This is a genomic window from Rhodobacter capsulatus SB 1003 (assembly GCF_000021865.1).
Taxonomy (GTDB): domain Bacteria; phylum Pseudomonadota; class Alphaproteobacteria; order Rhodobacterales; family Rhodobacteraceae; genus Rhodobacter; species Rhodobacter capsulatus_B.
In genome coordinates this window covers 3,582,501-3,602,026 of sequence record NC_014034.1, presented here as the reverse complement: position 1 = coordinate 3,602,026, position 19,526 = coordinate 3,582,501, and the positions used below count along the sequence as shown (strand labels likewise).

The 19,526-nt window shown below is 66.2% G+C and carries 19 protein-coding genes; 8 read left to right on the top strand and 11 right to left on the bottom strand.

Translation table 11 applies throughout. From position 1 onward, the window contains the following. Window positions 1-144: 144 nt before the first annotated feature. The 3 genes from def (RCAP_RS16810) to fmt are packed head-to-tail and all read left to right on the top strand — an operon-like array spanning window position 145 to window position 2,078. On the top strand, window positions 145-675 hold the full coding sequence (gene def / locus RCAP_RS16810; protein ID WP_037090894.1) for a peptide deformylase: 531 nt from the start codon (window positions 145-147) through the stop codon (window positions 673-675). Beyond that, on the top strand, window positions 676-1,185 hold the full coding sequence (gene def / locus RCAP_RS16805) for a peptide deformylase (RefSeq protein ID WP_013069092.1): 510 nt from the start codon (window positions 676-678) through the stop codon (window positions 1,183-1,185). Further along, entirely contained in the window at window positions 1,185-2,078 is an 894-nt protein-coding gene (gene fmt / locus RCAP_RS16800; RefSeq protein WP_013069091.1) for a methionyl-tRNA formyltransferase, read from the top strand. The genes def (RCAP_RS16805) and fmt overlap by 1 nt, the downstream gene beginning before the upstream one ends. 3 nt (window positions 2,079-2,081) lie before the next feature. Here the strand turns inward: fmt and RCAP_RS16795 are convergent, their stop codons facing one another. Next, entirely contained in the window at window positions 2,082-2,432 is a 351-nt protein-coding gene (locus tag RCAP_RS16795) for a hypothetical protein (RefSeq protein ID WP_013069090.1), read from the bottom strand. Window positions 2,433-2,610: 178 nt separating this feature from the next. Here RCAP_RS16795 and RCAP_RS16790 point away from each other — a divergent pair, with 178 nt between their 5' ends. Then, entirely contained in the window at window positions 2,611-3,777 is a 1,167-nt protein-coding gene (locus RCAP_RS16790) for a lytic murein transglycosylase (RefSeq protein ID WP_013069089.1), read from the top strand. On the opposite strand, the gene RCAP_RS16785 is transcribed toward RCAP_RS16790, so the two are convergent. After that, window positions 3,778-5,244 (bottom strand): HlyD family type I secretion periplasmic adaptor subunit, encoded by a 1,467-nt coding sequence (locus RCAP_RS16785; protein WP_013069088.1) that lies wholly within the window; start codon window positions 5,242-5,244, stop codon window positions 3,778-3,780. After that, window positions 5,241-6,977 (bottom strand): type I secretion system permease/ATPase, encoded by a 1,737-nt coding sequence (locus tag RCAP_RS16780; protein WP_013069087.1) that lies wholly within the window; start codon window positions 6,975-6,977, stop codon window positions 5,241-5,243. The genes RCAP_RS16785 and RCAP_RS16780 overlap by 4 nt, the downstream gene beginning before the upstream one ends. A gap of 223 nt (window positions 6,978-7,200) precedes the next feature. Here RCAP_RS16780 and RCAP_RS16775 point away from each other — a divergent pair, with 223 nt between their 5' ends. Continuing rightward, window positions 7,201-7,947, top strand: a complete 747-nt coding sequence (locus RCAP_RS16775) for an MlaA family lipoprotein (RefSeq protein WP_013069086.1) — start codon at window positions 7,201-7,203, stop codon at window positions 7,945-7,947. After that, complete coding sequence (locus RCAP_RS16770) at window positions 7,937-8,542, top strand: MlaC/ttg2D family ABC transporter substrate-binding protein (RefSeq protein ID WP_238530210.1); 606 nt, start codon at window positions 7,937-7,939, stop codon at window positions 8,540-8,542. Before RCAP_RS16775 ends, RCAP_RS16770 begins: the two co-directional genes overlap by 11 nt. 50 nt (window positions 8,543-8,592) lie before the next feature. On the opposite strand, the gene RCAP_RS16765 is transcribed toward RCAP_RS16770, so the two are convergent. Further along, complete coding sequence (locus RCAP_RS16765) at window positions 8,593-10,863, bottom strand: transglycosylase domain-containing protein (protein ID WP_013069084.1); 2,271 nt, start codon at window positions 10,861-10,863, stop codon at window positions 8,593-8,595. A gap of 259 nt (window positions 10,864-11,122) precedes the next feature. Between RCAP_RS16765 and RCAP_RS16760 the strand changes: the two genes are divergently transcribed. Together RCAP_RS16760 and RCAP_RS16755 are read left to right on the top strand one after the other, a co-directional pair. Beyond that, window positions 11,123-11,461, top strand: coding sequence for a P-II family nitrogen regulator (locus tag RCAP_RS16760; protein WP_013069083.1), 339 nt, complete (start codon window positions 11,123-11,125; stop codon window positions 11,459-11,461). Window positions 11,462-11,484: 23 nt separating this feature from the next. Continuing rightward, window positions 11,485-12,846, top strand: a complete 1,362-nt coding sequence (locus RCAP_RS16755; RefSeq protein ID WP_013069082.1) for an ammonium transporter — start codon at window positions 11,485-11,487, stop codon at window positions 12,844-12,846. Between the two features lie 57 nt (window positions 12,847-12,903). Here the strand turns inward: RCAP_RS16755 and RCAP_RS16750 are convergent, their stop codons facing one another. The 7 genes from RCAP_RS16750 to RCAP_RS16720 all read right to left on the bottom strand — a co-directional run bounded on the left by RCAP_RS16750 (window position 12,904) and on the right by RCAP_RS16720 (window position 19,264). Continuing rightward, the gene (locus RCAP_RS16750) at window positions 12,904-14,463 is read right to left on the bottom strand and encodes a DHA2 family efflux MFS transporter permease subunit (RefSeq protein WP_013069081.1); all 1,560 of its coding nucleotides are present in this window, start codon (window positions 14,461-14,463) and stop codon (window positions 12,904-12,906) included. A gap of 3 nt (window positions 14,464-14,466) precedes the next feature. Then, complete coding sequence (locus RCAP_RS16745; RefSeq protein ID WP_013069080.1) at window positions 14,467-15,549, bottom strand: HlyD family secretion protein; 1,083 nt, start codon at window positions 15,547-15,549, stop codon at window positions 14,467-14,469. Next, on the bottom strand, window positions 15,539-16,000 hold the full coding sequence (locus tag RCAP_RS16740; RefSeq protein ID WP_023910737.1) for a MarR family winged helix-turn-helix transcriptional regulator: 462 nt from the start codon (window positions 15,998-16,000) through the stop codon (window positions 15,539-15,541). Before RCAP_RS16740 ends, RCAP_RS16745 begins: the two co-directional genes overlap by 11 nt. 112 nt (window positions 16,001-16,112) lie before the next feature. Beyond that, entirely contained in the window at window positions 16,113-17,294 is a 1,182-nt protein-coding gene (locus RCAP_RS16735) for an amino acid aminotransferase (protein WP_013069078.1), read from the bottom strand. Further along, window positions 17,294-18,151 (bottom strand): 3-mercaptopyruvate sulfurtransferase, encoded by an 858-nt coding sequence (gene sseA / locus RCAP_RS16730; RefSeq protein ID WP_013069077.1) that lies wholly within the window; start codon window positions 18,149-18,151, stop codon window positions 17,294-17,296. The genes RCAP_RS16735 and sseA overlap by 1 nt, the downstream gene beginning before the upstream one ends. Before the next feature lie 65 nt (window positions 18,152-18,216). Next, the gene (smpB, locus tag RCAP_RS16725) at window positions 18,217-18,690 is read right to left on the bottom strand and encodes an SsrA-binding protein SmpB (protein ID WP_013069076.1); all 474 of its coding nucleotides are present in this window, start codon (window positions 18,688-18,690) and stop codon (window positions 18,217-18,219) included. Window positions 18,691-18,769: 79 nt separating this feature from the next. Further along, window positions 18,770-19,264: a hypothetical protein gene (locus RCAP_RS16720; RefSeq protein WP_013069075.1), complete on the bottom strand. Its 495-nt coding sequence runs from the start codon at window positions 19,262-19,264 to the stop codon at window positions 18,770-18,772. Window positions 19,265-19,526: the final 262 nt, after the last annotated feature.

Below are 19,526 nucleotides of genomic sequence, written 5' to 3'. Positions count from 1 at the left end.
TTGATGTGATTGATATTCCGGTCCAATGTTCCAGTGAAGATGTAATATTTGGAACTTCTTCCCGAAATTTTGCCATTTTGCAGAACGACCCTGCGCGCAAAGGTCGCCATTGCGCGACCGGCCCGCATCCAATAAAAAATGCGCATGACAACGCGCCCCATCCTGATCCATCCCGATCCCCGGCTCAAGAAGCTTTGCGACCCCGTCGCAGCGCTGGACGACACCATTCGCCAATTGGCCGACGACATGCTGGAAACCATGTATGATGCCCCCGGCGTCGGCCTGGCCGCGCCGCAGATCGGCGTCATGTCGCGCATCTTCGTGATGGATTGCGCGAAGGAAAAGACCGGTTTCCCCGAAGCCATGGTGATGATCAATCCGGAAATCACCTGGGTCTCCGAGGAAAAGAACGTGCACGAGGAAGGCTGCCTCTCGCTGCCGGAGCAATATGCCGATGTGACCCGCCCGAAAGAGGTGCGGATGCGCTGGCTTGGCCTTGACGGCCAGATGCACGAGGAACAGTTCGACGGGCTCTGGGCGACCTGCGCGCAGCATGAACTTGACCACCTGAACGGCAAGCTCTTCATCGATCATCTGGGGCCGCTGAAGCGGCAGATGGTCACCCGCAAGCTGGAAAAGCTGAAGCGGGAATGGGCGCGCGAGGGGCGGGGCTAAGTGGCCGTCCGTCCCTTCATTCGTTTTGACGACAAGCGGTTGCATACCGCCGCCGCGCCGGTCGAGGCGATCACCGACGAGATCCGCGCGATCTGGGCCGACATGGTCGACACGATGGAGGCGATGCCGGGGCAGGGTGTCGGTCTGGCCGCGCCGCAGATCGGGGTGATGCTGCGGCTGGCCGTGGTCGATGCCTCGGAAGCGCGGGGGCAGGCGATCTTGATGGCCAATCCCGAGGTGCTGCATGCCTCGGGCCAGATGCGCGAGCATGACGAGGCCAGCCCGAACCTGCCCGGCGTCTGGGCGACGATTTCGCGGCCGCGCGCGGTGACGGTGCGGTTCCTGAATGCGGCGGGCGAGATTGAAGAGCGCGATTTCGTCCATCTCTGGGCGACCTCGGTGCAGCACCAGATCGACCATCTGAACGGCAAGACCTATGTCGATCACCTCAGCATGCTCAAACGCAAGATGCTGGTGGCGAAATCGGCCAAATTCGCGAAGAAAGCCTGATGCGCGTCATCTTCATGGGAACGCCCGAATTTTCGGTGCCGGTGCTGGAGGCGCTCGCCGTCCGGCATCAGGTCGTGGCCGTCTACAGCCAGCCGCCCCGGCCCGCCGGGCGTGGCAAGGCCTTGCGGCCCTCGCCGGTGCAGGCCCGCGCCGAGGCCCTGGGTCTGTCGGTCCGCCATCCCTTGAACTTCAAGGCGCCCGAGGATCGCGAGGCTTTCGCCGCGCTGAACGCCGATATCGCGGTTGTCGTTGCCTATGGGCTGATCCTGCCGCAGGCGATTCTGGATGCGCCCCGGCGCGGCTGTCTGAACATCCACGCCTCGCTGTTGCCGCGCTGGCGGGGGGCGGCGCCGATTCATCGCGCCATCCTGTCGGGCGATGCGGAAACCGGGATCTGCATCATGCAGATGGAGGCGGGGCTGGATACCGGCCCGGTGCTGCTGCGCGAGGCCCTGACCATCGGCGCGACCGAAACGACGGGCGAATTGCATGACCGGCTGAGTGCGATGGGCGCGCGGATGATCTGCGAGACGCTCGAACGGCTCGACGATCTGACCCCCGAAGCGCAGTCCGAGGCGGGCGTGACCTATGCCGCCAAGATCGACAAGGCCGAGGCGAAGATCGACTGGACCCGCCCGGCGGCAGAGCTGGTGCGGCTGGTGAACGGGCTCTCGCCCTTTCCGGGGGCCTGGTGCGAGGTGGCGGGCGAGCGGGTGAAGCTGCTGCGGGCCGAACCAGCCGAGGGCTGCGGTGACCCCGGAACGGTGCTGCACGGCTTCGACATCGCCTGCGGCACGGGGGCGCTTCGGGTGCTGGAAGCGCAACGGGAGGGCAAGAAACCGATGCCCTCCGCCGAAATTCTCAAAGGTCTGGCGCTGCCCGCGCGGCTTTGACGTTTACGCGGGGGGCATGAAGCCCAGCGGCGGCGTGCGGTCCTCGCGTTCGAAATCCAGCGCGGGACCATGGCGCACCGGGGTTTCGCGCTTGGTCGAACAGATCAGCTCGAAGCCATCCACCTCGGCGGCGACGATCAGGGCGGTGGCAACGGGGCGTTCGCCGTCGAAGATCTGGACATGGCCGCGCAGATTGGTGACCTGCGCCGCATCCAGCGAAAAGCCGCCCGACCAGCGTTTCAGGATCGGCCAGACACGGCCCCCGGCATGCACGGTCAGCCGCGCCGGGCGTTTGCTGTCGCGCCGGGTCGCCTCGCGCAAGCCGGCCAGAATTTCCTTCGACAAGAACTCCATCTTACCCTCCAGCGGGTCACCCCTCCCTGGGCAACCCTCGTGCCAAGTGTGTGATGTGAGACGTAAAAATCAAGTGAATACGGTATGACGCCGCGCTGACGTGCCGTAAACGCAACGCCCGGTTGCCCCGCGGCCCGGTGCCGATTACCCTGCGGAAAGATCCTTTCCGGAGAAGCCGATGCGATCCCCTCTTGCCCCATTGCTGTTCAGCCTGTGCCTGCCCCTTGCCGCCCATGCCGAATGCGGCGGAAACTTCTCCGGCTTCGTCGCGGGGCTGAAGGCCGAGATGCAGCGCAACGGCCTCTCCGCCGCGACGGCCGATTCGTTTTTCGCGGGCGTGCGGCAGGATGGCCGGGTGCTGAAAGCCGACCGGGCGCAGGGCGTGTTCCGGAAAAGCTTCCTCGATTTTCAGGCTTCGGTGATTTCGAAGAACCGGCTGCAGACAGGCGCGGCGATGGCGCAGAAATACGCGTCGGTCTTTGACGCCGCGGAACGCCAATACGGCGTCTCGCGCGGGGTGCTTTTGGCGTTCTGGGCGCTCGAGACCGATTTCGGCAAGGTGCAGGGCGATTTCAACACCCGCGATGCGCTGGTGACGCTGGCGCATGACTGCCGCCGCCCGGATCTGTTCCGCCCGCAGGTTCTGGCCGCGGCCGAGCTTTACGCGCGCGGCGATTTCGACCCGCAACGGACCATCGGCGCCTGGGCGGGCGAGATCGGGCAGGTGCAGATGCTGCCCGCCGACATCCTGCGCAACGGCGTCGATGGCGATGGCGACGGGCATGTGAACCTCAAGGGCTCCAGCGCCGATGCGCTGATGTCGGGGGCGAAGATGATCGCGTCGATGGGCTGGCGCCCGGGCGAGCCCTGGTTGCAGGAAATCATCGTGCCTGCGGACATGGACTGGGCGCAGACCGGGCTTGACCGCAGCCTGTCCACCGCCGATTGGGCGCGGATGGGGGTGGTGCCGCGGTCGGGGCAATTCGCGGGCGCGCAGGGGTCGGTGCTGCTGCCGATGGGGCGCAAGGGCCCGGCTTTCCTGGCCTATCCGAATTTCCGCGTGCTCTTCGAATGGAACAAGAGCTTCGTCTATGTCACCACCGCCGCCTATTTCGCGACGCGGCTGGAGGGCGCCCCCCGGGTCGATCCGCGCGCGGCCGAACCCGGTCTGGCGCCCGCGCAGATGAAGGCGCTGCAGGCGCGGCTGCAGGCGCGCGGCCATGATGTCGGCCCGATCGACGGCATTCTGGGCGAAAAGACCCGCGAGGCCGTGCAGATCGAACAGGGCCGTCTGGGCCTGCCCGCCGATGCCTGGCCGACGCCTGCGCTGCTGGACCGGCTCTGATCAATCCTCGCGGAAGGCGCGGGTGAAATAATCGGTGAAGGGCTTGGTCAGATAGGCCAGCGGGCTGCGGTCGCCGGTGCGGATATAGACCTCGGCGGGCATGCCGGGCAGCAGTTGCAACGCGCCCAGCTTGTCCGCCTCGCCCGGGTTCAGCATCACCTCGGCGCGGAAATAGGACAGCCGCGAGGCCTCGTCGATCAGCGCATCGGCCGAGATCTGCGTCACCTGGCCGAACAGCTCAGGCGTCGTGCGGCTGGCAAAGGCCGGAAACCGCAGCGCCACCGGCTGCCCGATTCGCACCTCGTCGATGTTGATCGGCGAGATCCTTGCCGCCACCAGCAGCGGCCGGTCCTGCGGCACGATGTAAAGCACGGGCTCCGCGGCCCGGATCACCGCGCGCGGCGTCGTCACCGTCATCGCATAGACGATCCCGCCCACCGGCGCGCGCATGTCCAGCCGCTCGATCTGTTCGGTCAGTGACCGGCGCCGTTCCGCCAGTTCCAGCTCCCGGTAGCCGATGTCGCGCAGCTCGGTTTCGGCATCCTCGCGCCGCTGCGAGGTCAGCCGCAGCGCCTCCAGATCCAGTTCGGTCACCTTGCCCTCGGCCTGGGCCTTTTGCGCCACCAGCGCGCCGACCTCGCCGGCCAGACTGGCCGCCTCGCGCTGCAGCGCCAGCACCCGGCTGGCCTGCGCCAGCCCCTTGTCCAGCAATTGCTGCTGATCGGCCAGTTCCCGCGCGATCAGCGCTTCCTGTTCCTCGGTGGCGATGCGCTGCGCCTCGATGCCGCCGATCTGCGCCTGGGTCTGCTCGGCGCGCTTGGTCACCTGATCAAGCGCCTTGCGCAGGGTCTGCGCCCGCGCCTCGAACAGCCGCCGCTGCCCCTCGACCAGCTCGGCCACATCGGGACGGGTCTGGGCCGCCTCGAGCAGTTCGGGATGGAACCGGATCTCGGGCGCATCCGCCCGTTCCGCCTCCAGCCGCCCGCGCCGGGCCAGCAGCTCGAAGAACTGCCCCTCGACGATGGCGCGTTCCGACCGCACCAGATCGCCGTCAAGCCGGATCAACAGCTGCCCGGCGCTGACGCTATCGCCCTCGTGCACATGGATTTCGGCGACCACGCCGCCATCGGGATGCTGCACCACCTGCCGGTGCTGATCGACCTCGATCTGCCCCGAGGCGATGACCGCCCCCGCGATCGAGGAGACCACCGACCAAAGCCCGAAGCCCCCGACCAGAACCGCAAGCGTGACATAGCCGATCAGCAGCGCCACCCGGGGCGAGATCCGCGCCTCGGCCGGGGGGGGGGCTTCCGGTTCGCTCCGGCGGGCCGGGGCGGGAAGGCCGGTCTCTGCCGCCTGCAACGCGGTCGGGCCGAGGGGGGCGGGGGGCTTGCGGCTGGGGATTGCCCGGCGCAGGGCCGCCGCCGCCTCGGATGCCTCGGCCTCGGAATTCGGCTTGCGGGTCATGCCACTCCTCCCGGTCCGGCGCCGCGGCTCAGATCGGCGGCATTCTGCACCATCGCTTTCAACACGTCCTCGCGCGGGCCGAACGCCCGCCGCATCCCGGCTTCCAGCACCAGAAGCGTGTCGCATTCCGCAATCGCCGCGGGCCGGTGCGCCATGATCAGCACCGCGCCGCCTGCCGCCTTCATCCCCCGCACCGCCGTGTTGAGCGCCATCGAGCCCTCGTTGTCGAGATTCGCATTCGGCTCGTCGAGCACCAGCAGCACCGGGTTGCCGTAAAGCGCCCGGGCCAGGCCGACGCGCTGGATCTGCCCGCCCGAGAGCCGGCCGCCCGCCTGCGAAACCCGGGTGTCATATCCCTCGGGCAGATCGAGGATCAGCTGATGCGCCGCCGCCCGTTTCGCGGCATCGACGATCATCTCGGGGTCGGGGGTGGGCGACAGCCGGGCGATGTTTTCCGCGATCGTGCCGTCGAACAGCGTCACCCGCTGCGGCAGATAGCCGATCAGCCCGCCCAGCACGTCCGGATCGTATTGATCCAGCGCCGCGCCATCAAGCCGGATCGCGCCATTGGCAGGCCGCCAGACGCCGCAGATCGCCCGCGCCAGCGTCGATTTTCCCGCCCCCGAGGGGCCGATGATGCCAAGCGCCTGCCCGGGCTCGACGCGAAAGGACACCGCCCGCAGGGTGGCGCTTTGCGTGCCCGGCGGCACCACCGTCAGCGCCTGCGCCTCGAGCAGCGCGCGCGGACGCGGCAGGGGGGTGCGCGGCATCTCGCGCGGGATCGAGGTCAGCAGCACCGCCAGCCGTCCCCAGCCCTCGCGGGCGCGGGCGACCAGCGCCCAGCCCCCCACCGCCTGTTCGACCGGCGCGAGCGCCCGCCCCATCAGGATCGAGCCCGCCACCATCGCCCCGGCGGTCATCTCGCCCCTCAGAACGACATAGGCGCCCATGGCAAGGATCGCCGATTGCAGGAAGGCGCGGAAGGTCTTGGTGAAGGTGGAAAAGCTGCCGCCCAGATCGGTGGCGCTCAGCATCGCATCGACCGCGCGTTCGCGCGCCTTGCGCCAGCGCAGGAACGAGGCCCCGCGCATGCCGAGCGCCTGCACCAGTTCCGCCTCGTCGCGCAGCTGGTCGGCCAGCCGGTCCGAGCCGATCTGCGCCCCGGTCGCGGTCTGCAGCGGTTTTGCCGTCACCGACTGGTTGAGCAGCGTCACCCCGATCAGAAGCGCCCCGCCCGCGATCGACAGGAAACCGAGATAGGGGTGAAAGATGAAGATCGCGCAGAGGAAGACCGGCACCCAGGGAATGTCGAACAGCGCCAGAAACACCGGCGAGGCCAGCAGCTTGTTCACCGCGTCAAGATCGCGCAGCCCGGCCATCGCCACCGGATCGTTCGGCACCATGCCGTTGCGGCGCAGCGCCGCCTCGAAGACGCGCGATTCGAGATCGGCCTGAAACCGCGCCCCCACCCGCGCCATCAGCCGCGCCCGCGCCAGATCCAGAAGACCCATCGCCGCGAACAGGAAGACCACCAGCAGGAACAGCGCCGTCAGCGTCTCGACCGAGCGCGCGCCCAGAACGCGGTCATAGACCTGCAGCATGAAGATCGGCCCGGTCAGCATCAGCAGGTTCACGAAAGCGGAAAACACGCCCACACTCAGCAACAGACGCGCGCTGGCCGATCTTGCGGCCCGCAATTCGGCCTTGCCGGCGGCAAGTTCATCTCGTTTCATTCCGCCCTCATTGTCGCGGGACAGGACCTTCTGCCCAAATCTTGCCTGAACGCAAAAACGTTAACGCATCGGGACCACAAAATCGCGTGCGGCGCCTTGTTTCTGCGCCTCTGTCTCCTTATTGCTTCTTGGGGTTTTACCGAAATCGAGACGGATGTCACCTGTCTTGACGCAGCGCGCCGAAGACGAGCCCCGGCCGCACCCGAGAAGACACGAGGGGTTGATGGAAAAGAGATTTGGCCTCGTCCTGATCGCAGGTCTTGCGCTTTCCGGTTGTGCCGGAGGGCCGCAGGCGGCCGGATCCGACGGAGTGAACGACCCGATGGAAGGGGTCAACCGCAAGGTGCACGGGTTCAACAAGGGCGTCGACACGCTGCTGTTCAAGGCCCGTCCCGGTCAGCCGCGCAGCATCGACAACGGCTTCACCCGGGCGGTGTCGCATGCGGGCTCGAACCTGTCGCTGCCCGGCAAGGTGGTCAATTCGCTGCTGCAGGGCCGCCCCGAGCCCGCGGTGAAGAACACGTTCCGCTTCGTCATCAACTCGACCATCGGCCTGGCCGGGCTTTTCGACCCGGCGGGCACAAGCTTTGCCCTGCCCGAACAGGACACCGATTTCGGCGAGACGCTGGCGGTCTGGGGCATGGGCGAGGGGGTCTATGTGGAACTGCCGGTCTACGGTCCCTCGACCGCGCGCGACGCGCTGGGCCGGGTCGTCGACATCGCGATGAACCCGGTCGGGCAGGTGCTGGAAGGCGCCGATGCCACCGCCGCCTCGGCGACCCGGGTCGCGGGCAAGGTCGCCGACCGCAAGCGCTTCGGCGGCGTGATCGAATCGGTGCTTTACGACAGCGCGGACAGCTACGCGCAATCGCGGCTGCTTTATCTGCAGATGCGCCGCCACCAGCTTGCAGGCAAGGAGAATGACGATGCACAGGCCTGGGACCCCTATGAAGACCCTTATGCGCAGTGATCGCCGCCATCTGCTGCTGGGCGGGGCCGCGGCCCTGGTCGCGGCCGTCGTGCTGCGCCCGGGCGCCGCGCTGGCTTTGACCGAGGATCAGGCCAAGGCGCTGATCGGCAAGGCGGTGACCGACGTGAACGCCGCCATCGCCTCGGGCAAGACCGGCCCGGCGCTTTATGCGATGTTCGAAGACCTCTACATGCGTTACGCCGACGTGCCGACGATCGCGCGTTCGGTTCTGGGCACGGCGGCGCGCACGGCCAGCCCGGCGCAGATGCAGGCCTTTACCCTTGCCTTCCGCGGCTATGTCTCGCGCAAATACGGCAAGCGCTTCCGCGAGTTCAGCGCCACCCGCTTCGAGGTCGTCGGCGCCCGCAAGGTGAAAAGCTTCATCGAGGTGAAGTCGATCGCCTACATGCCGGGCGAGGCGCCCTTCGAGGTGCTGTGGCATGTCTCGGACAAGTCGGGCAAGAACCTGTTCTTCAACATGATCATCGAGGGCGTCAACATGCTCGCGGCCGAGCGCACGGAAATCGGCGCGATGATCGACGCCCGGCGCGGCAATCTCGACCAGCTGATCGCGGATCTGAAAACGGCCGACTGAGCGGCCGTTGACAGAGCATGAAACGCGGTCCTTCGGGGCCGCGTTTTTGCTTAATACAGCTGGCGCAGCATCGAATCGATCGCCTCGCCGAAGGATTGCGGCCCCTGCCGGGCGGGCGGTTGCGGCGCCTGCGGCACCGGCCGGTCCGAGGTCACCAGCTGGCCATCGACCACCGGCACGCCGCCCTCGGGGATCGGATCGCCCGAGGACCAGGCCTGCCCCGGATAGACATTGCGCGGATCGGGCTGGCCGCGCCATTCCTCGGGCAGGGCCATCGGCAGGGGCGTCACCGGCTGGCCTTCCTCGACCCGGGCCATCACCTCGTGCCAGATCTGCGCGGGCAGACCGCCGCCCGTGACGCCCGTCAGCGGCCGGTTGTCGTCATAGCCCATCCAGACGCCCGCCACGTAATCGGCGGTGAAGCCGATGAACCAGGCATCACGGGCCGCCTGGGTGGTGCCGGTCTTGCCCGCCACCTGCCGCCCGTCCAGCCGCGCCCGCATCCCGGTGCCCTGCTCGACGCCCTGATGCATCATCCACATCAGCTCGCGCGCGGCCTTTTCGGAAATCACCCGCTCGCCGATGCCGGTTTCCGCACCGAACAGCGGCTCCTGCTCGCCCTTCAGCCGCAGGTCGGTCAGCCCATAGGGCCGCACCGAGGAGCCGCCGTTCAAAATCCCGGCATAGGCGCCGGTCATTTCCAGCAGCGTCGATTCCGACACGCCAAGCGCCACCGCCGGCCCCTCGGCCAGATCCGAGGCGAAACCGAAATCCGAGGCGACCTTGCGCACCGCATCCAGCCCGACTGACTGGCTGACCCGCACCGTCGCGGTGTTGATCGATTTCGCCAAGGCCCGCCAGATCGGGATCGGCCCCAGGAACTCCTTTTCGTAATTCTTCGGCGACCACGGGCCCGAACCGCGCACGTTGATCGTCAGCGGCGCGTCGTCGACGATCGAATCCGGCGTCCAGCCCAGATCCAGCGCCGCCGCATAGACGAAGGGCTTGAAGGTCGAGCCGGTCTGCCGCTTCGCCTGGGTCGCGCGGTTGAACGCGCCCGAGACCTTGGTCTTGCGCCCGCCCACCATCGCCCGCACGGCGCCATCGGCCGACATCACCACGATCGCCGCCTCGGCGGTGGAACCGTCCTTGACCTTGGTGTCAAAGATCGATTTCAGCGCCTCTTCCGCCGCGGTCTGGATGCGCTGATCCAGCGTCGTGCGGATCACCACATCGGCGGTGGCATTCTTGCCGAAGTAATCGGGGATGCTGTCCATCACCCAATCGGCGAAATAGCCGCCCGCCCGGGCCTGCGCCGCTTCGGAGAGCGTCGCCGGATGGGCGCGGGCGTCCTGCCACTCCGCGTCGGTCAGATAGCCCTGCTCATGCATCAGCGCCAGAACCATCCCGGCCCGCTCCTGCGAGCGTTTCAGATTCGTCGTCGGCGCATAGGTCGAGGGCGCCTTGAGCAGCCCGGCGAGCATCGCCGCCTGCTGCGGGTTCACATTCGTCGCCGAAATCCCGAAATAGCGCTGCGCGGCGGCCTCGAAACCGCGTGCCCCCGCCCCCAGATAGGCGCGGTTGAAATAGATCGTCAGGATCTCGTTCTTGGAATACTTGACCTCCATCGCCAGCGCATAGGGAATTTCCTTGATCTTGCGCTTGATCCCGCCGGAGCGGCAGTCGGTCTCGTAATCGGCCTCGGTCTTCCAGCGTTTCGGATCATAGGCGGTGCCCAGGCACAGAAGCTTCGCCACCTGCTGGGTGATCGTCGAGCCGCCGTTGCCCTCCAGCGGGCCGCGGCCTTCGGAGAGGTTGATCGCGATGGCCGAGGCGATGCCGCGCGGGCTGACGCCGAAATGGCGGTAAAAGCGCTTGTCCTCGGTGGCGATGATCGCGTTCTTCAGGAAGGGCGAGACGTTTTCCGCGGTGGTCTGGCCGCCGAAGGTCTCGCCGCGCCAGGCAAAGACCTGCCCGTTGGTGTCGATCAGCGTGACCGAGCCGCGGTTGCGGCCATCCAGAAGCGCGGTGTAATCGGGCAGCTGGCTGTAGAAATAGAAGGTCGCAAGGCCAAGGATGATGCCGACGACGGCGGTCGCGCGCCAGACCGCGCCCCAGATCACCGCGAACAGGAAGCCGAACAGCCCCAGCACCAGCCCGGAGAGGCCGCCGCCCCGCCGCGGCGGTCGCGGGCTGCGGGGCTTGCGCGGCGTCTTCGGCTTGCCCGGCGGCGGCGTCTTCGCCCCGGACTGCGTCGCCTGCCGTGATGCGTAGCGCCTGTCCGCCACCAGCGGCCTTTGCCGCCCGCCTGTTCCTGCCATTTCCGCCCCGGTGCCTGTTCCGCCGCGCAACTTACACCGCCGAAAACGGGATGTGGAGACGCCTCGCGTCACGATTCGGTTTTTCGAAAGCTTAAATATAAGGCTCTGCGCACAATTTGTGCGTTTTTCGGCTGGAATCGGTTTTTGACTGCCGCGGGTTTAAGCAGCTTTCCTTGTGCGAAGCGCTTTGCCCGCGCCTTGATACGCTCATAACGGTGCCCCGGGCATCGGAGCGGCTGACAATAGGAAGGGACATAACGTGAAACTCATCATTGCAGCGATCAAACCGTTCAAGCTCGAGGAGGTCCGCGAGGCGCTGACCGGCATCGGCGTGCGCGGGATGATGGTGACGGAAATCAAGGGCTTCGGCGCGCAGTCGGGGCATACGGAAATTTATCGCGGCGCCGAATATGCGGTGAATTTCGTGCCGAAGGTGAAGCTTGAAATCGTCGTGGCCGACAATCTGGCCGACGAGGTGGTCGAGACGATCCTGAAAGCGGCCAAGACCGACAAGATCGGCGACGGCAAGATCTTCGTGCTCGACGTGAATCAGGCCGTGCGGGTGCGCACCGGCGAAGCTGGCGACGAAGCGCTGTAAGAACCACAGGGGAAACAGGGACAATGAACAATCTGACCAAACTGACGGGTCTTGCGGCGGCGCTGGCTGCTGCGGCCCTGCCTGCCTTTGCGCAGGAAGCGGCCGCTCCGGTCGCCGAAGCCGTTGCCACCGTCACCGAAGCCGCGGCGCCGATCGTCGACAAGGGCGATGTCGCCTGGATGATGACCTCGACGCTTCTTGTGCTGTTCATGATCATTCCGGGCCTGGCGCTTTTCTACGGCGGTCTGGTGCGCAGCAAGAACATGCTCTCCGTGCTGATGCAGACGACGATGATCACCTCGGTGGTGATGATCGTCTGGGTGCTTTGGGGCTATTCCTTCGCCTTTGGCGGCGGCACCAACCCGTTCTGGGGCGGTCTGGGCAAGGTCTTCCTGGCCGGCGTGACCGGCGACAGCCTGGCGGCGACCTTCACCGATGGCGTGATGCTGCCGGAATATGTGTTCATCGCCTTCCAGATGACCTTTGCCGCGATCACGCCCGCGCTTTACGTGGGCGCCTTTGCCGAGCGGATGAAATTCTCGGCGGTGATCCTCTTCACCGTGCTTTGGGTCACCGTGGTCTATTTCCCGATCGCCCACATGGTCTGGGATGCCTCGGGTCTGATCTTCAACTGGGGCGCCATCGACTTTGCCGGCGGCACCGTGGTGCATATCAACGCCGGGATCACCGGTCTGATGGCGGCGATCGTTCTGGGGCCGCGCGTCGGTTTCGGCCGCGAGAACATGGCCCCGCATTCGATGACGCTGACCATGGTGGGCGCGATGATGCTCTGGGTCGGCTGGTTCGGCTTCAACGCCGGGTCCAACCTTGAGGCGACCTCGGGCGCGACGCTGGCGATGCTGAACACCTTTGTTGCCACCGCCGCGGCCGTCGTCAGCTGGTCGGCCACCGAAGCGCTGTTCCGCGGCAAGGCCTCGGGTCTGGGCGCGGCTTCGGGCATGGTCGCCGGTCTGGTGGCGATCACCCCGGCCTGCGGCACCTCGGGCCCGGTCGGCGCGATCCTGCTTGGCCTGATCGTCTCGCCGGTGTGCTACTTCTTCGTCACCAAGGTGAAGGCGATGTTCAAATACGACGACAGCCTGGACGTGTTCGGCGTGCATGGCATCGGCGGGATCGTCGGCGCGGTGATGACGGGCGTTCTGATGGCCCCCGGCTTCGGCGGCACCGGCGGCGACGATTTCTCGATCGTGTCGCAGGTGATCATCCAGATCAAGGCGGTCGTCGTGACCATCGCCTGGGCGGGGATCGGCTCGATCATCCTTCTGTACATCGTCAAGGCCGTCACCGGCCTGCGCGTGGCCACCGATGACGAACGTCAGGGCCTTGACCTGACGACCCATGGCGAAAGCGCCTACCACTCGTAAGGGGTTGGTCCGCAAGATCGAAAGGCCCGGGGTTTGCGCCCCGGGCCTTTTCCCATCTCAATCCGCATGGGCCGCGGGGGGCGCGCTGACCCCGGGCGGCGCGGCGACCGGACGGCGCAAAAGCAGGGCCAGCGGCAGCGCGGCCAGCGTGATCCACATCAGCGCCTCGAAATCATCGACATAGGCCACCATCGCCGCCTGCGCGGTGACGATCTGGTTCACCACCGCCCAGAACGCGCCCTCGCCATGTTGCGCGGTCATCGATTGCAACATCGCCCCCCCGGCGCCGCTCATCATTCCGCTGAAATTCGGATCGTAAAGCGAGATGTTGGCGACCAGCTCGGTGTGGCTGATCTGGGTGTTGCGGGTCAGCAAAAGCGTGACAATGGAAATCCCGATCGAAGAGCCGATGTTGCGCACAAGGCTGAACAGCGCCGTCGCATCGCCGCGGAACTGCGGTGCGATCGTGGCAAAGGCCACGGTCGAGAGCGGCACGAAGACCAGCCCCAGCCCGAGCCCCTGAATGAAGCCCGAGACGATGATCGGCACCGCGTTCATCTGCGGACCAAAGCCCGTCATGATGTAAAGCGACCAGGAGGTGAACAGAAGCCCGGTGATCACCAGCTTGCGGGCATCGACGATGCGCAGAAGTTTGCCCGCCGCGATCATCATGATCATCGTTCCGACGCCGCGCGGCGCCATCACCATGCCGGTGGTGATCACCGGATAGCCAAAGAGTGCCGAGAGCATCGGCGGCAACAGCGCCAGCGAGGCCAGAAGCACGATGCCGACGATGAAGATCAGCACCAGCCCGGTGGCGAAATTGCGGTCGGCGAACATCTTCGGGTCCAGAAACGGATGCTCCACCCCCATGATCCAGATCACGAAGACCCAGAAGCCGCAAAGCGAGATCGCCAGCTCGATCCAGATCTCGACCGAGTTGAACCAGTCCACCTCGCCGCCGCGGTCCAGCATCAGTTGCAGCGCGCCGACGCCCAGCCCCAGCGCGGCAAAGCCGACGAAATCGAACAGCCGGACCCGCCGCGGCATCTGCGGCAGATAGGCGGCCAGCCCCGCCAGCGCGATGATGCCCAAAGGCAGGTTGATGAAAAACACCCAGCGCCAGTTCAGCGTCTCGGTCAGATAGCCGCCAAGCGTCGGCCCGATGATCGGCCCGACCATGATCCCCGCGCCCCAGATCGCCATCGCCTGACCGTGCTTTTCGCGCGGGTTGATGTCGAGGAGGAAGGTCTGGCTCAAGGGCACGATGGCGGCGCCGAAGACCCCCTGTGCCATGCGAAAGAACACCATGGATTCAAGGCTCCAGGCGATACCGCAGAGCATCGAGGTCACGACGAACCCCGCCACCGAGGCGATGAAGACCTCTTTCCGGCCGAAGCGTTCCGACATCCAGCCCGAGAGCGGCGTGACGATCGCCGAGGCGACGATATAGGAGGTCAGCACCCAGTTGATCGTGTCCGAAGAGGCGCCCAGATCCGAGCGCATCGAGGGCAGGGCGACATTGGCGATGGTGGTGTCGAGCACCTGCATGATCGTGGCCAGCATCAGGGAGGCGGTGATCAGCCCGTGATGCTTGACCGGAACGGGGCCCTGCATGGCTCAGTTCCCGGCGGTCGCGGGCTGGCCCTCGACCCGCATCACCAGCGCGTCCAGATTGGTCTTCGCCCTGGTGTCGACGGTCACGGCGGCCGAAAGCCCGGTGCGCAGGGCGGGCAGGTCGGTCGTCCCGGTCAGACGCAGCGTGACCGGCACGCGCTGGGTGACCTTGACCCAGTTGCCGGTGGCGTTCTGCGCGGGCAGCAGCGAAAATTCCGCCCCGGTGCCCGCGCCGACGGCTTCGACCACCGCCTCGAACTCCTTGCCCGGGAAAGTGTCGAATTCCACCTCGGCCTTTTGGCCCGGGGCCATCTTGCCGATCTGGGTTTCCTTGAAATTCGCCTCGATCCAGGTGTCGCCGGTCTCAACCAGCGAGAACAGCGCCGCGCCCGCGGCGACGAACTGGCCGGGCTTGAAGCTGTCGGCCTTGTAGACCACGCCATCGGCGGGGGCTTTCACCTCGGTCAGGCCCAGATTGTAGGCGGCCTTGTCGCGGGCGGTCAGCGCCGCCATCACGGTCGGATGAGTGTCGGTTTCGACCTTCGGATCGCCCCCCAGCGCGGCCAGCGCCGCCGCCACGCCCTGTTTCGCCGCCGCCAGGCTTTCCAGCGCCGAGCTGGCATCATGCCGGGCCGCATCCAGCGCCGATTCGGTGCCCGCGCCGCGGCCGGTGATCGCCTCCTGCCGCTTCAGCTCTGACGCCAGATAATCGGCGGTGTCCTGCGCCACCTGTTCCTGCGCCTGCGCCAGATTATAGGCGGCGCGCAGCTGGGCGACCTGCAACCGTGCCTGGGCCAGCGCCGCATCGGCCTGGGCCAGGGCGATCCGGTAGGGCTCGGGATCGACGCGAAAGAGCGGCTGCCCCGAAGTCACCCGGTCGTTGTCCTTCACGAAAACCTCGGTCACCCGGCCCGAGATGTCCGAGGCGACGGAAATCCGCGCCTGTTGCACGGCGGCATTCTCGGTCGATTCGTAGCGGCCCGAATCGAGCCAGACCCAGCCGCCCGCCAGCACCAGCACGACCGGCAGCGAGGCCATCAGCAGTTTCTTCGGCGATTTCTTCGGGGCTTGCGTCTCAGCGGTCATGGTCGGTCTCGGTCGGTTGCGAAAGGTTGCAGATCATCCGGCGCAGCATCGCCGTCATCGTCTCGGAAGCGTCGGGGGGAAGGCCCGCCAAGGCCTCGGCATAGATGCTGTCGGCGATGTGGCGGGCGGCACCGATCTGGGCGCGGGTCTGGTCGGTGGCATGGACGATGCGGATGCGCCGGTCATTCGGATCGGGGCGGCGTTCCACCCAGCCCGCCTCGGCCATCCGGTCGACCAGGCGCGAGAGCGAGATCGGCTCGATTTCCAGAAGTTCCGCCAGCCGCGCCTGCGGCAGCGGGCCGTGCCGCATCAGATTGACCAGCAGCCGCCATTGCGCCGAGGTCAGGCCAAGCGCGGCCGCCTGGCCCTCGAACCGCTTGCGCAGAAGCCGCGTCACGTCCTGCATCAGAAAGCCGAGGCTTTCGCGGGGTATGTCACAGTCGCTCATCATCCCTCCCGTGGAGATGAGCAGGTATATTATAAGCGTGCTTATGATATCAAGTGACAGAACATGCAAAAGGGCGACCCCGGGGGGGCCGCCCTTGCACAGTCTGTGTGCGAAATCACACCCCGGCGGCGATGATCGCCCGGGCAAGGATCGGCACGGTCTTGGCGTTCAGCCCGGCGATGTTCAGCCGCGAATCGCCGACCATGTAGATCGCATTGTCGACGCGCATCTTTTCGACCTGCTCGGGGCTGGCGCCCAGCCGCGAGAACATGCCGCGATGGCGGGCGACGAAATCGAAGCGGTCCGAATTCGACAGCTGCCGCAGCTCCGCCGCCAGCTGCTCGCGCAGGCCCAGCATGCCCTTGCGGACTTCCTCAAGCTCGGTCATCCATTCCGCCCGCAGGGTCGGATCGGTCAGCACCATCGTCACCAGCCGCGCGCCGTGATCGGGCGAGAACGAGTAGTTCTGCCGGTTCAGATAGGCGAGCGTGCCCTGCGTCACGTCCTTCGACGCCGCATCGGACAGGACCAGCAGGCAGCCGGTGCGTTCGCGGTAGATGCCGAAGTTCTTCGAGCAGGACGCGGCAATCATCACCTCGGGCAGGCGCGAGGCGATCAGCCGGGTGCCCGCGGCGTCCTCTTCTAGACCGTCGCCGAAGCCCTGATAGGCCAGGTCGATCATCGGCACGGCGCCCTTGGCTTCCAAAAGGTCGGCCACGGCCGCCCATTGCTCCAGCGTCAGGTTCGCGCCGGTCGGGTTGTGGCAGCAGCCGTGCAGCAGCACGACATCGCCCGCCTTGATCGCCTGCAGATCTTCCATCATCGCGTCGAAAGCCACCGCACGGGCGGCGCTGTCGAAATAGCGATAAAGCTTGGTGTCCTGCTTCATGAAGGCAAGGATCGACAGGTGGTTCGGCCAGGTCGGGTCCGAGACCCAGACGGTGCAGCCCGGGTTCGCCAGCCGCGCCAGCTCGAACGCCTGACGGCAGGCGCCGGTGCCGCCCACGGTCGCAAGGCAGGACAGACGATCCGCCGGATAGCCCGCGCCCAGCACCATTTCCGCCATCGCGGCATGGAAGGCCGGCTCGCCCGCCAGCGCGGTATAGGTCTTGCTGGTTTCCGTTTCCCAAAGCTGCTTTTCGGCCGATTTGATCGCCCGCATCACCGGGGTCCGGCCTTCGGCGTCTTTATAGACCCCGACGCCAAGGTCGATCTTGTCCGTCCGCGGATCGGCGCGGAACTGGCCCATCAGCGCCAAGATCTTGTCAGGCGCCTGAGCTTTGAGGGAATTGAACATCATGCTTCTCCGGTTGCGACGCGCAGGTCGTTGAACATGCCCCATTCGGCCCAGGAGCCGTCATAAAGGGCGTGATTGCGGTGGCCGATCCGTTCCAGCGCCAGCACCAGCACGGCGGCGGAAATCCCCGAGCCGCAGGTGGCAATGGCCGGTTTCGCAAGGTCCACGCCCGCCGCCGTGAAGACCGCGCGCAGGTCCTCGGGCGATTTCATCGTGTTCGTCTCGGTCAGAACGCTGTTCCACGGCACGTTCTTCGCGCCCGGAATATGCCCGGACCGCAGGCCGGGCCGCGGTTCGGGATCGGTGCCCAGGAACCGGCCGCGCGGGCGGGCGTCGATGATCTCGTGATCGCCCAGCTTCGAGGCATGCGCGACCTGCGTCACATCCTTGATCAGATGCGCCTGGCGCTGCACCGTCATGTGCCGGTCGCGCGGGATCGGCGCCATGTCCTCGGTCTCGCGGCCCTCGGCCAGCCATTTCGGCAAACCGCCATCCAGCACGGCGACATCGGTCTTGCCCATCAGCCGGAACAGCCACCAGACCCGCGGCGCGGAAAAGATGCCCATCTGGTCATAGATCACCACCTGATGGCCGTCGCCCACGCCCATCGCCCGCATCCGGGACATGAATTTCTCGACCGGCGGCGCCATATGCGGCAGCTCGGACCGCGTGTCGGAAATCTCGTCGATGTCGAAGAACCGCGCCCCCGGAATATGGGCGGCTGCATAGCCCGCCTTCGCATCGCGTTCCATCGAAGGCAGGAACCACGAGGCATCGAGCACCCGCAAATCCGGGTCGCGCAGATGCGCCTCGAGCCAGTCGGTGGAAACCAGTGTTTTCGGATCGTCCAAAGCCATTGCGCACCCTCCCGTCATCGCTTCGTGCTTAGACGCACGCGCGCAGCGGGGCAAGGGCAGAGGGCCTATCCGTTCTGCTTCAAAAGGCGCTGTTTTTGCCGGTTCCAGTCGCGTTTGGCCTCGGTTTCGCGTTTGTCGGCCAGTTTCTTGCCCTTGGCGACGCCCAGCTTCAACTTCACCTTGCCGCGATCATTGAAATAAAGCGCCAGCGGCACCAGCGTCATCCCCTCGCGGCCGACCGCCGTCCAGAGCCGCGCCAGCTCCTTCTTCGAGACCAGAAGCTTGCGGTGCCGCCGCTCCTCATGGCCGAAGACGCTCGCCTGCTGATAGGCGGCGATATAAGAGTTGATCAGCCACAGCTCGCCATTCTCGATGCTGGCATAGCTTTCGGCGATGTTCGACTGGCCGGTGCGCAGCGCCTTCACCTCGGAGCCAAGCAGCATGATCCCCGCCTCGAGATCGCTCTCGATGGCATAATGGTAACGGGCCTGCCGGTTCTCGGCGATAAGCTTGGAATTGGGGTCGGATTTCTGCGCCATGATGGTACTGAGATAGGCGAGAGGCGGCGGGCTGTCCAGTGCGGCCGGGGCGGCGCTGCTGCACCGCCCCCAAAGCCTCTTACTGATTCTGCTGACAGGCCACCGCCGCTTCCAGCGCGGCATAGCTGTCGGTCAGGTCGATCGACATCACCTCGCCTTCCGCATTCGACAGGGTCAGCGTCTGTTTCTGCGCGATGTCCATCAGGAAGTCGGCGCTGTCGAAGGCGATGTCGAGCCCGGGCAGCCCGTCCAGATGCAGGCCCTTGCCTTCGCCCTGATAGACCTGGCCATCGACATCGAAGGAGACCGGATAGGTCTTGTCATCCTCGATGTCGCCCCAGTCGGCATTCATCGCCATCAGATAGCCATTGCCCTTTTCCGGGTCGAAGCCGATCCGCACATCCGAGCCATCCTCGAATTCGGCATTGATCAGGCAGCCGTTGCCGATGGTCGGATCGACCAGCACATCCCAGACACCGACCGTCCCGACCGTCACCAGATCCTGCGCCATCCCGGCCGCAGGCACCATGCACAGGGCAGCCACCATCAGGCTGCGCAAACCGCGTCTCATCATCTTCCATCTCCCTCGGGGCGGGTCCGACTGACCCAGCCTCCGATGTCGAGCATAGAGATTCCCGCGCATGTGCCAATCCCGCGCCTTGATTCCGGTGTTCGGGGGAGATTCTTTCGCTCGGGTGGCGGGATTCGGGGGGGGCGTTGCCGGGGGAGGGCTGGGTCTGGGGTTGGGTCGCTTGGGGTTTGGGCCTTTGTTTTCTGGGCATTTTTGGAGTTGAGGGAGAAAGTTTGGGAATTTTTGAAAAAGGGGGTTGCGGAGG

Coding starts and splice junctions, on each gene's coding strand:
- RCAP_RS16720 (WP_013069075.1), bottom strand. CDS start 19,264: ATGATGAGACGCGGTTTGCGCAGCCTGATGGTGGCTGCCCTGTGCATG.
- def (WP_037090894.1), top strand. CDS start 145: ATGACAACGCGCCCCATCCTGATCCATCCCGATCCCCGGCTCAAGAAG.
- fmt (WP_013069091.1), top strand. CDS start 1,185: ATGCGCGTCATCTTCATGGGAACGCCCGAATTTTCGGTGCCGGTGCTG.
- RCAP_RS16790 (WP_013069089.1), top strand. CDS start 2,611: ATGCGATCCCCTCTTGCCCCATTGCTGTTCAGCCTGTGCCTGCCCCTT.
- RCAP_RS16735 (WP_013069078.1), bottom strand. CDS start 17,294: ATGTTCAATTCCCTCAAAGCTCAGGCGCCTGACAAGATCTTGGCGCTG.
- RCAP_RS16795 (WP_013069090.1), bottom strand. CDS start 2,432: ATGGAGTTCTTGTCGAAGGAAATTCTGGCCGGCTTGCGCGAGGCGACC.
- RCAP_RS16765 (WP_013069084.1), bottom strand. CDS start 10,863: ATGGCAGGAACAGGCGGGCGGCAAAGGCCGCTGGTGGCGGACAGGCGC.
- RCAP_RS16780 (WP_013069087.1), bottom strand. CDS start 6,977: ATGAAACGAGATGAACTTGCCGCCGGCAAGGCCGAATTGCGGGCCGCA.
- RCAP_RS16770 (WP_238530210.1), top strand. CDS start 7,937: ATGCGCAGTGATCGCCGCCATCTGCTGCTGGGCGGGGCCGCGGCCCTG.
- RCAP_RS16775 (WP_013069086.1), top strand. CDS start 7,201: ATGGAAAAGAGATTTGGCCTCGTCCTGATCGCAGGTCTTGCGCTTTCC.
- RCAP_RS16750 (WP_013069081.1), bottom strand. CDS start 14,463: ATGCAGGGCCCCGTTCCGGTCAAGCATCACGGGCTGATCACCGCCTCC.
- RCAP_RS16755 (WP_013069082.1), top strand. CDS start 11,485: ATGAACAATCTGACCAAACTGACGGGTCTTGCGGCGGCGCTGGCTGCT.
- smpB (WP_013069076.1), bottom strand. CDS start 18,690: ATGGCGCAGAAATCCGACCCCAATTCCAAGCTTATCGCCGAGAACCGG.
- RCAP_RS16785 (WP_013069088.1), bottom strand. CDS start 5,244: ATGACCCGCAAGCCGAATTCCGAGGCCGAGGCATCCGAGGCGGCGGCG.
- RCAP_RS16745 (WP_013069080.1), bottom strand. CDS start 15,549: ATGACCGCTGAGACGCAAGCCCCGAAGAAATCGCCGAAGAAACTGCTG.
- sseA (WP_013069077.1), bottom strand. CDS start 18,151: ATGGCTTTGGACGATCCGAAAACACTGGTTTCCACCGACTGGCTCGAG.
- RCAP_RS16740 (WP_023910737.1), bottom strand. CDS start 16,000: ATGATGAGCGACTGTGACATACCCCGCGAAAGCCTCGGCTTTCTGATG.